This is a genomic window from Kribbella sp. NBC_00359 (assembly GCF_036097425.1).
GTDB lineage: Bacteria > Actinomycetota > Actinomycetes > Propionibacteriales > Kribbellaceae > Kribbella.
Genome location: NZ_CP107975.1, coordinates 815424 through 828111, shown reverse-complemented (window position 1 = coordinate 828111; position 12688 = coordinate 815424). Strand labels below are relative to the sequence as shown.

Sequence of the window (12688 nt, the reverse complement as noted above, 5' to 3'; positions counted from 1 at the left end):
GACGGGGGTCGCACCGGATGTTGTCCACGGCACCGGATCCGGCGGAATCGCTGCCTGGCCGTCGGATCGACGCCACCGGCTTGTCTGCGAAGGCGGCAACCCGCCGGTAATGTTCCAGGTATGAAGCTCACCGTGATCGGTTGCTCCGGGTCCGTCCCCGGGCCTGACTCGGCTGCCTCGAGCTATCTGGTCACCGCCGAGGGTTTCCACCTCATCCTCGACCTCGGCAGTGGCTCGCTCGGCTCGCTCCAGCGGCATCTCGCCGTTCCGGAGATCGGCGCGGTCGGCCTGTCCCATTTGCATCCTGACCACTGCATGGACCTGTGCGGTCTGTACGTCGCGGCCAAGTACGCGCCGGGCGCGCCGATCCCGCGGATTCCGGTCTTCGGCCCACCCGGTACGGCGGGCCGGATGGCGCTGGCCTACGACCTGCCGACCGATCCGGGGATGGAGCAGGAGCTGGAATTCCATGCCTGGCAGGATGTTCAGACCATCGGCCCCTTCACCGTCCGGACGGCGCGGATGGTGCACCCGGTCCCGGCGTACGCGATCCGGGTTGAGCATGGCAACAAATCGCTCGTCTACACGGGCGACACCGGCCCGAACGACACGCTGGTCGAGCTCGCTCGCGGCGCCGACCTGCTGCTGTCCGAGGCCGCGTTGCCGGACAACGATCCGCGCAACCCGACCAACCTGCACCTGACCCCCGCGGACGCCGGCGAGCAGGCCAAGAAGGCCGGCGTCAGCCGACTCGTCATCACCCACGTCCCACCGTGGTACGACCGCGCCACCCAAGCAGAGCACGCCCGCCGCACCTACCCGGGTCCCGTCGAGATCGCCACCCCGCATGCCGTTTTCGACATCTGACGGCGTCCGGTTGTGGACCGCAACCACTGGTACGAAGACCTCCGCGCCACCGGTCGTCATCCTGCACGGCGGTCCTGGCCTCTGGGACGACTACGCCGTCCTCGCGGACATGCTCGACGACCTGACTGTGGTTCACCGTTTCGACCAGCGCGGGTGCGGCCGCTCTGGACCGTCGGACGAGCAGACGATGGCACGACTCGCCCAGGACATCGACGAACTCCGCGAGTACTGGGGCCACGACCGGATCCTGGTGATCGGCCACTCCTTCGGCGCCACGCTGGCGTTGGCGTATGCGGCGTCGTACCCCGATCACGCCGCCGGAGTCGTCTATCTCGGCGGAGTCGGGATCGGTGACTGGCACACGCCGTACTACGAAGAGCTCGACCGGCGGATGACGCCGGAGCAACGGGAGCGGCTGAAGGACCTGTCCAGCCGGAAGCGTTCGGCGGACGAGGAGACGGAGTTCCGGGTGCTGTCGTGGTTCACCAGTCATGCGGACCAGTCGCGGGCGCTGGAGTGGGCGGGCGAGGAGGCGGCGGTCGACCTGCCGATCAACTTCCACGCCAACCGGGCGCTGGCGGGAGAGATGAACGCCTGGCCGGACGAATACGTCGCGGGGTTCGCCGCGACCATCAGCGCTCCCGTGACCTTCATCCACGGTGACGGGGATCCGCGCCCGGTCTCCGCCGTACGAGCCCTGGCCGCGCACATTCCCCACCACACCTTCCGTCTGCTCCCGTCCGCCGGCCACTCCCCATGGCGAGAGCAGCCCGACCTGGTCCGGGAGGTGTTGCGGGCGACGGTGCGGTAGACAAACCTCGATTCTGAGATCTACTCTCAATTTAGAGCTGATCTCAGAAAGGTGTTTGTCATGACCGAAGTCACCCTCGACCCGCGCCGTTGGTGGGCGCTGGGTGCGATGTCGGTCAGCCTGCTCGTCGTCGGGCTGGATCTGACCGTGCTGAACGTTGCGCTGCCGACGCTGGCGACCGAGCTCCATGCGTCGACCAGCCAGTTGCAGTGGTTCGCGAACGCCTACACCCTCGTGCTCGCGGCGCTCCTGCTGCCGGCCGGGCTGCTCGGCGACCGGTTCGGGCAGAAGTGGTTGCTGCTCGGGGCGCTGGTGGTGTTCGGAGGCGCGTCGGCGGCGTGTGCGTTCGCGTCGTCGCCGGGACAGCTGATCGCGTTCCGCGCGCTGCTCGGTGTCGGGGCGGCGTTCCTGATCCCGCTCTCGATGTCGCTGCTCAACGTGCTGTTCGCGCCGGGGGAGCGGGCCCGCGCGATGACGATCTGGGTGATGGCGAACTCGCTCGGCATTCCGCTCGGACCGGTGCTCGGCGGCTGGTTGCTGGACAACTACCGGTGGGGATCGGTGTTCCTGATCAACGTGCCGCTCGTCGCCGTCGGCCTGGTGGCGGTCGCTCTGCTCATCCCGGCGACGCGCGGTCACCGGACTGGGCGGATCGACGTACCCGGGATTCTGCTGTCCGCGGCGGGGCTGGTGTCGGTGACCTACGGATTCGTCGCGGCCGGCGAGCGTGGCTGGGGTGATGCGGTGACGCTCGGGTGCATCGCGGGTGGTGCGGTCCTGCTGGCGGTGTTCGTGGCCTGGCAGAGGCGGACGCGGGACCCGTTGGTGGATCTCGGGTTGTTCGCGTCGCGCCCGTTCCTGTGGGGCACAGTGCTGGCGACCCTCGCGTCGTTCGCGTTGATGGGGCTGCTGTTCGTGCTGCCGCAGCTCTTCCAGGCCGTGCAGGCTGCTGATGCGCTGCACACCGGATTGCGGCTGCTGCCGATCATCGGTGGGCTGCTGGTGGGAGCCAAGGTGGCCGAGCGGCTCAACGTGAAGGCCGGGCCGCGGGTGACCGTTGCGGCCGGATTCGTGCTGATGCTGGCCGGTCTGGCGCTGGGCACGTTCACCGGCGTCGGCACCGGGTACGGGTACACGGCGATCTGGGTGAGCCTGGTCGGGTTGAGTATCGGGTTCACCTTGCCGCCAGTGATGGACCTGGCGCTCGGCGCCCTGACCGTGGAGCGGAGTGGATCCGGTTCGGGACTGATCCAGGCCCTGCGTCAGGTCGGCGGCACGATCGGTGTCGCGATCCTCGGTACCGTCCTCAACTCGGCGTACCGGGATCGGCTCGACGTCACCGGCCTGCCGCCCGCGGTCGCCGACGCGGCCCGCGACAGCGCCTCCGGTGCGGTGGCGATCGCGGCGCAGACCAACTCGCCCACGTTGGCGGCGTCGGCCCGCGAGGCCTTCGTGCACGGGATGAACGCCACCCTGTGGACGTGCTGCGCGGTCGCCGCCCTCGGCCTGGTCCTCACCGTGGCCTTCCTGCCACGCCGGACCGCGGTTGCCGAGCTTGAGCCCGAGGAAGTTGCCACAATCGGGGTATGACGATGGGAAAGCCGTCCGGGCTGCGCGAGCGCAAGAAGGCGAAGACCCGGGCGGCTATCCAGGAGCACGCGCTCCGGCTGTTCCGCGACCAGGGGTACGCCGAGACGACCGTGCAGGAGATCGCGGCGGCCGCGGAGGTGTCACCGGCGACGTTCTTCCGGTACTTCGCGACCAAGGAGGACACCGTCGTCCTCGACCGGCTCGATCCGCTGATGATCGAACTGTTCCGGTCCGCGCCGGCCGAGCTGGGTCCGACCGACGCGCTCCGCTCGGCCATCCGGCAGAGCATGGACACTCTCACCGACAACGAGTGGGAACTGGAGTCCGAACGCCAGCGCCTGATCATGCACGCACCCGAACTCCGCGTCCGCATGCTCGACCAGCTCTACGCCGGCATCGACCTGCTCGCCACCCTCGCCGCCGAACGCACCGGCCGTTCCCCCGACGACTTCGCCGTCCGGGCCTGGGCCGGCGCCGTCATCGGCGTTGTCATGGCCACCTACCAGGAAGCCGCCGAATCCCCCCTCCGCGCCTACCTGTCCACCATCGACAAAGCCTTCGCCCACCTCGCCGCCGGCCTCCCGTTCGGAGACTAGCTCGCGGTCGTCAGGAGGTCAGGGTCTTGAGGTACGCCGTGCCGCGGGGACTGAGCTCGTAGCCGGTTTCGAGGCTGTAGGTGAGGCCTAGGTTCTTGAGTTTGCGGACGTCTAGTTTGAAGGGGGCGGTTTCGCGGTTGAGGGACGCGGCCAGGTCGGCGGCGCGGGTGGCGGGCTTGGACTGGATCAGGCGGAGGGTCTCGGTCGTCCACGGGCCCTGGTGGCCTTCGTCGAAACGGGTCAGGCGGGCGGTCAGCTCCGCGAGGTCGTCGGCGGAGAGGTCGGCCTGGGCGGCCAGCTCCTCGCGCGGGTCCGGGCCCTCGACCAGGTGGAACCTGATCAGGAAGGTCGGATGCGACTCCTCGCCGCGGAGGCGGCGCCGGACGTCCTTGGCGTTGCGTCGGTCCGCCGCCTCGACCTCGGCGTCGGTGTCGGCGATCAGGTCCGGGTTGACCGTGCGGACGCTGTCGATCTCGATCCGGCCGGCGTTGGTGCGGTAGATCCGCCCCTCGACCACCCGAGCCTCGGCCCACCGCCGGTACGCGACGGTGATCTTCCCGTTCGCGACCCCGTCGCGATCCGATCCGGCGAACAACATCGTCTAGCCTCCCAGCGCCTTCGCGACGATCGGGGCGAGCGCCCGCAGCGCCTTGCCCCGGTGGCTGATCGCGTCCTTCTCCTCGATCGACAGCTCCGCGGTGGTCCGGTCGTACCCCTCCGCCTGGAACAGGACGTCGTACCCGAAACCGCCGGTGCCGCGCAGCTCGCGGATCACCGAGCCGCGCATCTCGCCGAGCACCAGCTCGTCGGAGCTGTCGGGCCGGACGAACGCGACCGCGGCGATGAACGACGCACCACGCCGCTCGTCCGGCACGTCCTCCAGCTGGCCGAGCAGCAGCAGGTTGTTCGCGTGGTTGTCCTTGGCCGGTCCGGACCAGCGCGCCGAGAGTACGCCGGGCATCCCGTTCAGCGCGTCGACACAGATGCCGCTGTCGTCAGCGATCGACGGCAGTCCGGTCGCCGCGAGCGCCGCATGCGCCTTCAGCAACGCGTTGCCCTCGAACGTCGGCTCGGTCTCGGCAGGTTCGTCGTACGGCGGTACGTCGCCCAGCCCGAGCACCTCGATCCCGGGCACGATCGGGGTCAGGATCCGCCGCAGTTCCTCGAGTTTCTTCTTGTTGTTCGAGGCGAGCAGGACCCGACTCACGACAGCGCGTCCTGCTGCAGCTTCGCCAGCTCCGCGCATCCCGCCGTACCGAGCTCGAGCAGGCTGTCCAGCTCGGCGCGGTCGAACGGCGCGCCCTCGGCCGTGCCCTGCACCTCGATGAACTTGCCCTCGCCGGTGATGACCAGGTTCATGTCCGTCTCGGCCCGGACGTCCTCCTCGTAGCAGAGGTCGAGCATCGGGGCGCCGTCGATGATGCCGACCGAGACCGCGGACACCGTGCCGGTCAGCGGCTCGCTCTTCAGCAGCTTGCGGTCGCGCAGGAACGACACCGCGTCCGCGAGGGCGACGTACGCACCGGTGATCGCCGCGGTCCGGGTTCCGCCGTCGGCCTGCAGTACGTCGCAGTCGAGCAGGATCGTGTTCTCGCCAAGTGCCTTGTAGTCGATCACGGCGCGCAAAGAGCGGCCGATCAGCCGGGAGATCTCGTGCGTCCGGCCGCCGATCCTGCCCTTCACCGACTCGCGGTCGGAGCGGGTGTTGGTCGCTCGCGGCAGCATCGCGTACTCCGCGCTGACCCAGCCGAGCCCGGAGCCCTTCCGCCACCGCGGCACGCCCTCGGTCACACTCGCCGCGCACAGCACCCGGGTCCGGCCGAACTCGACCAGCACCGAGCCCTCGGCGTGGTCGAGCCACTTGCGGGTCAGGGTCACGGGCCGGAGCTGATCCGCACTACGTCCATCGATACGCGCCATGCTGCAGACCCTATGCCTCCAGGCGCCGCACCTCCGAACCGGTGGACGGCGGAAGCGCCAGCGGGCCGGGGGACGAATGGAACTGGGTCACGGCCATCCGGGCCGCCCACGGCACCAGGTCGTGGGCGCGCCGACCGAGCCACGGGACGCCTTCGCGGACCAGCCACAACGCATCCGCCCACCTGCTCGGCGACCGGTACGCACAGTCCAAGTCCGGGCGTATGTCGATCTGCAGCCCACGCCGGGCGAGTTCGTCGGCGAACGCCCGGGCCAGTGTGCGGTGGCCGCGTTCACCCGGGTGCAGTCGGTCGATGCTCCAGAAGTCCCGGCGGTACACCTCCGGGTAGTCGGCCATGTCCAGCCGGATCCCGCCGAACTTCGCGTGCAGGTCGTCGTACGCGAGGTTGACCTGCTCGATCCGCTGCCACAGTGGCCGGCGCAGCCACACCGGCAGGCCGAACACCTGGCCGTGGTCGTGGAAGCGGACGGTGAGCAGCAGCGCGCCGCGGGCGGTCAGTTGCTCGGCGCACAGATACAGGCAGTCGCGGATCCGGCCCGCGTCGAAGGTGGATCGCAGGGTGTCGTTGACCCCGACGATGAGCGAGGCGATGTCGATCGGACCGGTGGACACAGCCTCGGGCAGTTGGTCGGTCGCCACAGCCGGGACGGTGGCGCCGCTGGTCGCGAAGTTGGAGAACGTCACACGGTGGGAGCTGGCCAGGGAGTCGGCGAGCAGCGAGGCCCAGCCCCGCCACCCTTCGCCCGGGCGCGCGCCGGCACCGGACAGGTCGGTCGTACTGCCGTTCATCGGGTCCCCGACACCCACGGTGGTCGAGTCCCCCAGTGCCACGTAGTGGAGGCTCACATTCCGCCATGGTGTCGGCACGGAGCGAGTTCCCGGTGAGACCGAGGTTGCCGTCATGTCAACACCAACCGAGCATTGGGGACCAGGCTCGAGGGCAAGATCACCATTGAGTGGCAGAAATGCTCGGAGTTAGGCTGTTCCAAACAACTATGTGCAGGAGTTGCTAGCTGATGAGTGATCTTCGGTTTGGTCTGGTGGGTCTCGGTGCCCGCAGCCGCCTCGCGCAGTACGCCCACAAGCCCGGCGAGGGCTCCGCGATCGTCGCCGTCTGCGACCCGGTCGCGGCCCAGCGGGACCTGGCCCTCGAGCGCTACCCGGATGCGACCGCGTACGGCGACCACGCCGAACTGCTCGACCAGAAGCTCGACGGGGTCTTCCTGACCACGCCGGACGACCTGCACGAGCAGCCGGCGATCGACTTCCTCCGGGCCGGCGTCCCGGTCTTCGTGGAGAAGCCCCTGGCGATCACCACGGAGGGGTGCGACCGGGTGCTGCAGGCGGCGTACGACTCCGGCGCGCGGCTGTACGTCGGGCACAACATGCGGCACATGCCCGTCGTCCTGACCATGCGCGAGCTGATCCAGGCCGGCGCGATCGGCGACGTGAAGGCGATCTGGTGCCGGCACTTCGTCGGCCACGGCGGCGACTTCTACTTCAAGGACTGGCACGCCGATCGCCGTCGTACCACCGGACTGCTGCTGCAGAAAGGTGCCCATGACATCGATGTGATGCACTGGCTGGCCGGCGGCTACACGACCCGGGTGAACGCGATGGGCGCACTCACCCTGTACGGCGGGATCGAGGACCGGCTCGACCGGTCGGGGGAGCGGTTCAAGGACTTCGTGTCCGAGTCCAACTGGCCGCCGCTGGAGCAGAAGGGTCTGGCGCCGGTGATGGACGTCGAGGACCTCTCGACGGCGAATCTCCTGCTGGACAACGGCGTACTGATGACCTACGAGCAGTGCCACTACACGCCGGACTACTGGCGCAACTACACCGTGATCGGCACCCACGGCCGGCTGGAGAACTTCGGCGACACCGCCGGCGGCGTGGTGAAGGTCTGGAACAGCCGCCGGTCCGGGTACCGCGAGGATGCCGACCAGGTGGTCGAGATCTCCGGCGAGTCCGACCACCACGGCGGCGCCGACCCGCACCTGGTGGCCGAGTTCGTCCGGTTCGTCCGAGACGGCGGGACGACGCTCACGTCCCCGGTCGCCGCCCGGGCCGCGGTCGCCGCGGGATACGCGGCAACGATGTCGCTGCGCTCGAACGGGACTCCGATGGACATCCCGCCGCTCGACCCCACCCTGGTCAATTACTTCGACAACGGCCAGGTGCGGTGAGGTAGCATCCCGATCGTGACCTGGTACGCCGCTATGCGAATGCTGAGCCCTCGGTGCGGAGGACTCTAGCGGCGTAGGCGCATGTGCTTGCAGCGAGAGGCCCCCTGTGTCGGGGGCCTCTCTCGTTTCCCAGCTGCTGCACATGTTTGGAGATTTCGATGTACCCGATCACCTATGTCACCGACTGCTCCGACGGCAACGCCCGGGCCAGACTCAGCACCCGGATCGGTGCGCTGTTCGGCCAGGCGCCGACGATCATCGCCGCCGACGGGCCCGACCCGGAGTCGTTCGCCGCACTCACCCTGCTCGACTGTCTGAGATCGACCGAGTCCCTCGGCGAGGCCGGCCATCCCACCATCACCCTGCTGAACATCGCGCCCCGCGACGGGCAATGGCCGAACGGCGTGCCGTTCTGCTACTTCCGCTACGGCCGGCATCTGGTGGCGAGCACGCTGAACGCGCGCGCCCTGTCCCTCGTCCGCCGGGAACTGAAGATCAAGCAGGTCTACGTCACCGACATCCACGAGGTCCTGGAAGCCGCCACGGCGTGGACTGATCTCAGTACGGCGGAAGTCGAGCGGATCGCGGACACGCAGTTCCGCAGCCTCTGGTACCTGCCCCTGCTGGCCAAATGGGTCACCGAGGATCAGCCCGTGCCGTCGACGTTGGACGACGTACCGAGCCTCGGAGACGACGACCCGATCGTGGTGAGCGTCGTCGACAACTTCGGCAACTGCAAGTTCGACTGCCGCCCCGAAGACCTCGGCTTCACCATCGGGGCGACACTCCCGGTCGCCGGCCAGGAGGTCACGTGCTACCGCCACCTCACCGACGTCCCCCGCGGATCCGCCGGCCTCATCCCCGGCAGCTCAGGCTTCGACTTCGTCGAACTAGTCATCCGCGGCGCCTCCGCCGCCGACCACTTCAACCTCCACCCGGGCGACACCCCACTACACCGCAGCACGACGCCGTACGCCGTGTGAGGGAGTCGGAGTACGTGCCAGAGGCGGGATTTGAACCCGCACGCCCGGGGGCACCGGCACCTAAAGCCGGCGTGTCTGCCGTTCCACCACTCTGGCCGGGGGAGCCGCCTCCCCTCGGACAGACATCCTAGGGGAGGCGGCTCTGTTCAGCGGCTTTGCAGGGCGTCGATGAACACCTGGCGGAGGTCGCTGGGGTTGCGGGCGACGTACGACTGGCCGCCGGTCGCCGCGGCCAGGGTGCGGAGCTCGTCCGGGTTGGCGTCGGGGCCCATGCCGAGGGCGATGATGCGGATCGGCTTGGACGGGTCCTTCATGCCTTCGAGCGTCCTCACGGTCTCCTGCAGCGTCGGGCTGCCCGGGTCGTCGTTCTTGCCGTCGGTGAACAGCAGGATCGAGTTGACCGCAGTGGAGACGTACTGGTTCCGGACCGCGCGGACCGCCGCGATGGCGGTGTCGTACAGACCGGTGCCGCCGTTCGGGACCGGCTTCTGGATCTTCAGCTGGCCGACGATCTTCTGCCGCTGCCGGTCCGACAGTGGGGCGATCGGGACCAGTTCCTTGTAGTCGCTGCTGCCGTCCGTCCCGATCTTGGTCGAGAACGTCCACAGGCCGAGCGAGGCGCTGTTCGGGAACAGGGACAGGCCGCCGGTGGCCGCCTCGATGGTCAGCTGCATCCGGGTCTTGCCGCCGACCTTGTCGCCCATCGAGCCGGAGATGTCGATCACCGCGAGCGAGTGGGTGGACAGGGAGAGCCGGGTCCAGTTCAGCAGCATCTTGTTGACCGCCTCGACGGTCGGCTTGGTCAGCTGACTGGCGTCACCGACGCCGCGGCCGCCGCTGAGTGCGCTCATCGACCCGTCCCGGAAGCCGGCGTCGTCGCGGGCCTGCCCGTAGGCGTCGGAGAGCATCTCGCCGGCCAGCGCGTTGGCCGCCGAGGTGGCCTGGTCGGTGTCGGACTTCGCGGTGACCGCGATCGGGTAGTCCAGGTACAGCGTGCCGGTGGCCGGAACGACTGCCTTGAGCTGTGCGTCCGGGTGCTCCTCCTGGTACTTCACGAAGCTCTGCTCCGACGCCGGTACGACGATCTGGCTGCCGTCCGCCGCAGCGCGGCCGAACAGTGCGTTGACGTCGGTGTAGGGCTTGGCCATCGATCCGAGGTGTTGCGCGAGCGGCACGATCAACCCGTTCACCGCGGTCTCCGACGCAGAGGTCTTCTGCCGCTCCGACTGGATCGCGAGCAGCGTGAGTGCGCCGGTCGAGGTGTTCAGCGGGTCCAGCAGGGCCGGATCGACGCCCTGCGTGCCGAGGCTGCGCAGCCAGGACGAGGTGTCGGCGAAGTTCGAGTTCCGCCCGACCAGCACCAGCGGGGAGGTCGCGATCGACGGTACGACGATATTCGGGACGGTCTGCCCGTCATCGGCCTGGGCGACCCACAACGAGGAGTCCGGGACCCACAGATCGGGCCGGTTGTCGCTGCCCTTCGCGACGTCCTGGGCGACCTTCGCCGAGGGAGCCGCGGTGATGGTGAACTGCAGACACGGAGTACCGTCCTGACCGCCCTTGCTCGCCAGCGACTTGGCCGCTGCTTCGAGTGAGGACTGCATCTCGGGCGTGGTGCTCAGTTGGATCTGCGCCGGGTCGTCGCACGACTTGCTGCCGCCGAGGAAACCGTCTGCCCCCGACTGCGATCCGAAGGAGCGGACCACAAACACGGCGCCCAACGACAGCACCAGTAGCCCGACCGCGGTGATGTACACCGAACGGCGGTTGTTGTTACTTCGCGTCACCGCAGAGGAATGTTTTCCCATCGCGGCAGGTCCCTCCCTCCCAGAGGCTGACTGCGCGCGCAGATTACCCGGTTTCGGCTGGTCACGGCGAAGGTCGCGACGGTTCTTGACACACCACGGGCTGGACGCCGGTCGTCCGGGGAGTACCGCTCTTTCACAGGAACGCTGTAAAACTCACGGACGGTAGCGTCTCGGCTCCGGTGTGGTGAGATCTCGGTGTGATCCAAATCACATTAAGACTTTGGCTCAAACGACCGTTCCATGGACCAGCCACATGAAACGGTCGAAGGTTTCCCTCCACGGCAGGTCCTGACAAGGTTGTCTTTTCACTGCCTCGGGATCAGAGGCCGAGGTCCCGCCGGAGCTTGGCGACATGTCCGGTGGCCTTCACGTTGTACTGCGCCAGCGCGATCTTGCCCTCGGGGTCCACGACGAAGGTGGACCGGATCACGCCGGTGACCTTCTTGCCGTACATGGTCTTCTCGCCGAAGGCGCCGTACGCGGTCAGGACGTCCTTGTCCGGGTCGCTCAGCAGCGGGAACGTGACGCCGTCCCGCTCGCGGAACTTGGCCAGCTTGGCCGGCTTGTCCGGGGAGATCCCGAGGACGGCGTACCCGGCGGCCTGCAGCGAGTCGAGCGAGTCGCGGAAGTCGCAGGCCTGCTTGGTGCAGCCCGGCGTCATCGCGGCCGGGTAGAAGTAGACGATCACGTTCTTCCCGCGCAGATCCTTCAGCGCCACCTCGTTGCCGTCGGCATCGGGAAGGGTGAAGTCGGGTGCGGTGTCGCCGGCCGACAGACGTTCGGACATCAGGCCCTCCACGGGGGATCGGATCAACTGCCGCAATCCTACGTGCGGAGCCCCCGCTAGCCTGAGCGCATGCGGGCCATGACAGTCACGCCGGGGAAAGCCGACTCGGCCAGGGTAGGAGCAGTAGGGGAGCCGCCCGCCGGTGATGGGGCGGTCCTCGTGGAGGGACTGCTCACCGGCATCTGCGGGACCGACATCGAGCTGGTGTCCGGAGCGTTCGGCAGCGGCAGACCGGGCACCGACCACCTCGTCATCGGCCACGAGTCGCTGGGGCGAGTGCTGGAGGCACCGGAGGGCTCCGGCTTCAACGCGGGAGACCTGGTCGCCGGTGTGGTCCGCAGGCCCGACCCGGAGCCCTGTCCGGCCTGTGCGCGCGGCGAGTGGGACTTCTGCCGCAACGGGTTGTACACCGAGCGCGGCATCAAAGAGATGGACGGGTACGGCGCTGAGCGGTGGCGCGTGGACCCGTACTTCGCCGTGCCCGTCCCCAGTGAGCTCGGGCACCTCGGCGTACTCGTGGAGCCGGCCAGCATCCTCACCAAGGCCTGGGAGCAGGTGGACCAGGTCGGCGCGCGGTCGTGGTTCGGGCCGAAGCACGTGCTCGTCACCGGCGCCGGACCGATCGGGCTGCTGGCCGCACTGATCGCAACGCAACGCGGGTACGACGTCCATGTCCTGGACCGGGTCGTGGACGGGCCGAAACCGGAGTTGGTGCGGGCACTCGGCGGGACGTATCTGACCGACCTGGACGACCTGACCGTCGTACCCGACGTGGTGATCGAGGCGACCGGGGCAGGGCGGGTCGTGTACGACTGCGCGAAGCTGCTCGGGTGGGCCGGGGTCATGTGTCTGACCGGGATCGCGCCCGGTCCGGCGTCGATCGATGTACAACTCGATGCGCTGATCCGGCAGTTGGTGGTTCGCAACGCGGTGCTGGTGGGGTCGGTGAATGCGGCCAAGCGCCACTACGCGGACGCCGTGGACGTGCTGGTCGCGGCCGACCGGTCCTGGCTCGAGCGGCTGATCACGCGGACCGTGCCGCTGTCGGACTGGCCGTCGGCGCTGGTCCGTGAGCCGGACGACATCAAGGTGGTCGTGGACTTGCGGGGATGACCTGC

At 68.7% G+C, this 12688-nt stretch carries 13 protein-coding genes and 1 tRNA gene; 7 read left to right on the top strand and 7 right to left on the bottom strand.

The features are described 5' to 3' along the window. The first annotated feature begins 120 nt into the window (after positions 1-120). From OG876_RS03920 to OG876_RS03905, 4 genes are read left to right on the top strand one after another with little or no spacing between them, the layout of a single operon-like run. Positions 121-867, top strand: coding sequence for an MBL fold metallo-hydrolase (locus OG876_RS03920; protein WP_328523359.1), 747 nt, complete (start codon positions 121-123; stop codon positions 865-867). Further along, the gene (locus tag OG876_RS03915; protein WP_328523358.1) at positions 848-1678 is read left to right on the top strand and encodes an alpha/beta fold hydrolase; all 831 of its coding nucleotides are present in this window, start codon (positions 848-850) and stop codon (positions 1676-1678) included. Before OG876_RS03920 ends, OG876_RS03915 begins: the two co-directional genes overlap by 20 nt. A gap of 60 nt (positions 1679-1738) precedes the next feature. Continuing rightward, positions 1739-3268, top strand: a complete 1530-nt coding sequence (locus OG876_RS03910) for a DHA2 family efflux MFS transporter permease subunit (protein WP_328523357.1) — start codon at positions 1739-1741, stop codon at positions 3266-3268. Further along, on the top strand, positions 3265-3864 hold the full coding sequence (locus OG876_RS03905; RefSeq protein WP_328523356.1) for an acyl-CoA-like ligand-binding transcription factor: 600 nt from the start codon (positions 3265-3267) through the stop codon (positions 3862-3864). Before OG876_RS03910 ends, OG876_RS03905 begins: the two co-directional genes overlap by 4 nt. 10 nt (positions 3865-3874) lie before the next feature. On the opposite strand, the gene OG876_RS03900 is transcribed toward OG876_RS03905, so the two are convergent. Genes OG876_RS03900 through OG876_RS03885 form a run of 4 tightly spaced genes read right to left on the bottom strand, consistent with a single transcriptional unit; the run spans position 3875 to position 6634 of the window. Next, positions 3875-4462 carry a hypothetical protein gene (locus OG876_RS03900; RefSeq protein ID WP_328523355.1) on the bottom strand — a complete coding sequence of 196 codons (588 nt, stop codon included), beginning with the start codon at positions 4460-4462 and terminating at the stop codon, positions 3875-3877. A 3-nt stretch (positions 4463-4465) separates the two neighbouring features. Further along, positions 4466-5071: an RdgB/HAM1 family non-canonical purine NTP pyrophosphatase gene (rdgB, locus tag OG876_RS03895; RefSeq protein ID WP_328523354.1), complete on the bottom strand. Its 606-nt coding sequence runs from the start codon at positions 5069-5071 to the stop codon at positions 4466-4468. Next, positions 5068-5784, bottom strand: a complete 717-nt coding sequence (gene rph / locus OG876_RS03890) for a ribonuclease PH (RefSeq protein WP_328523353.1) — start codon at positions 5782-5784, stop codon at positions 5068-5070. The genes rdgB and rph overlap by 4 nt, the downstream gene beginning before the upstream one ends. Positions 5785-5794: 10 nt before the next feature. After that, positions 5795-6634, bottom strand: a complete 840-nt coding sequence (locus OG876_RS03885) for an SGNH/GDSL hydrolase family protein (protein ID WP_328523352.1) — start codon at positions 6632-6634, stop codon at positions 5795-5797. 185 nt (positions 6635-6819) lie between these two features. On the opposite strand from OG876_RS03885, the gene OG876_RS03880 reads away from it, so the two are divergent. Next, positions 6820-7992, top strand: coding sequence for a Gfo/Idh/MocA family protein (locus tag OG876_RS03880; protein WP_328523351.1), 1173 nt, complete (start codon positions 6820-6822; stop codon positions 7990-7992). A 158-nt stretch (positions 7993-8150) separates the two neighbouring features. Continuing rightward, the gene (locus OG876_RS03875; protein ID WP_328523350.1) at positions 8151-8975 is read left to right on the top strand and encodes an SAM hydroxide adenosyltransferase; all 825 of its coding nucleotides are present in this window, start codon (positions 8151-8153) and stop codon (positions 8973-8975) included. A gap of 15 nt (positions 8976-8990) precedes the next feature. Here OG876_RS03875 and OG876_RS03870 read toward each other — a convergent pair. The 3 genes from OG876_RS03870 to bcp all read right to left on the bottom strand — a co-directional run bounded on the left by OG876_RS03870 (position 8991) and on the right by bcp (position 11570). Further along, positions 8991-9071: transfer RNA gene (locus tag OG876_RS03870), tRNA-Leu, on the bottom strand. Between the two features lie 50 nt (positions 9072-9121). Then, complete coding sequence (locus OG876_RS03865; RefSeq protein WP_328523349.1) at positions 9122-10762, bottom strand: substrate-binding and VWA domain-containing protein; 1641 nt, start codon at positions 10760-10762, stop codon at positions 9122-9124. A gap of 340 nt (positions 10763-11102) precedes the next feature. Continuing rightward, positions 11103-11570 carry a thioredoxin-dependent thiol peroxidase gene (gene bcp, locus OG876_RS03860; protein ID WP_328523348.1) on the bottom strand — a complete coding sequence of 156 codons (468 nt, stop codon included), beginning with the start codon at positions 11568-11570 and terminating at the stop codon, positions 11103-11105. 69 nt (positions 11571-11639) lie between these two features. Here bcp and OG876_RS03855 point away from each other — a divergent pair, with 69 nt between their 5' ends. Beyond that, on the top strand, positions 11640-12683 hold the full coding sequence (locus OG876_RS03855; protein WP_328523347.1) for a glucose 1-dehydrogenase: 1044 nt from the start codon (positions 11640-11642) through the stop codon (positions 12681-12683). Positions 12684-12688 lie beyond the last annotated feature (5 nt).

Excerpts from the sequence above, each read along its gene's own strand:
- OG876_RS03875 (WP_328523350.1), top strand. The coding sequence starts at position 8,151 with ATGTACCCGATCACCTATGTCACCGACTGCTCCGACGGCAACGCCCGG.
- rph (WP_328523353.1), bottom strand. The coding sequence starts at position 5,784 with ATGGCGCGTATCGATGGACGTAGTGCGGATCAGCTCCGGCCCGTGACC.
- OG876_RS03880 (WP_328523351.1), top strand. The coding sequence starts at position 6,820 with ATGAGTGATCTTCGGTTTGGTCTGGTGGGTCTCGGTGCCCGCAGCCGC.
- OG876_RS03915 (WP_328523358.1), top strand. The coding sequence starts at position 848 with ATGCCGTTTTCGACATCTGACGGCGTCCGGTTGTGGACCGCAACCACT.
- OG876_RS03900 (WP_328523355.1), bottom strand. The coding sequence starts at position 4,462 with ATGTTGTTCGCCGGATCGGATCGCGACGGGGTCGCGAACGGGAAGATC.
- OG876_RS03910 (WP_328523357.1), top strand. The coding sequence starts at position 1,739 with ATGACCGAAGTCACCCTCGACCCGCGCCGTTGGTGGGCGCTGGGTGCG.
- OG876_RS03905 (WP_328523356.1), top strand. The coding sequence starts at position 3,265 with ATGACGATGGGAAAGCCGTCCGGGCTGCGCGAGCGCAAGAAGGCGAAG.
- OG876_RS03855 (WP_328523347.1), top strand. The coding sequence starts at position 11,640 with ATGCGGGCCATGACAGTCACGCCGGGGAAAGCCGACTCGGCCAGGGTA.
- bcp (WP_328523348.1), bottom strand. The coding sequence starts at position 11,570 with ATGTCCGAACGTCTGTCGGCCGGCGACACCGCACCCGACTTCACCCTT.
- OG876_RS03920 (WP_328523359.1), top strand. The coding sequence starts at position 121 with ATGAAGCTCACCGTGATCGGTTGCTCCGGGTCCGTCCCCGGGCCTGAC.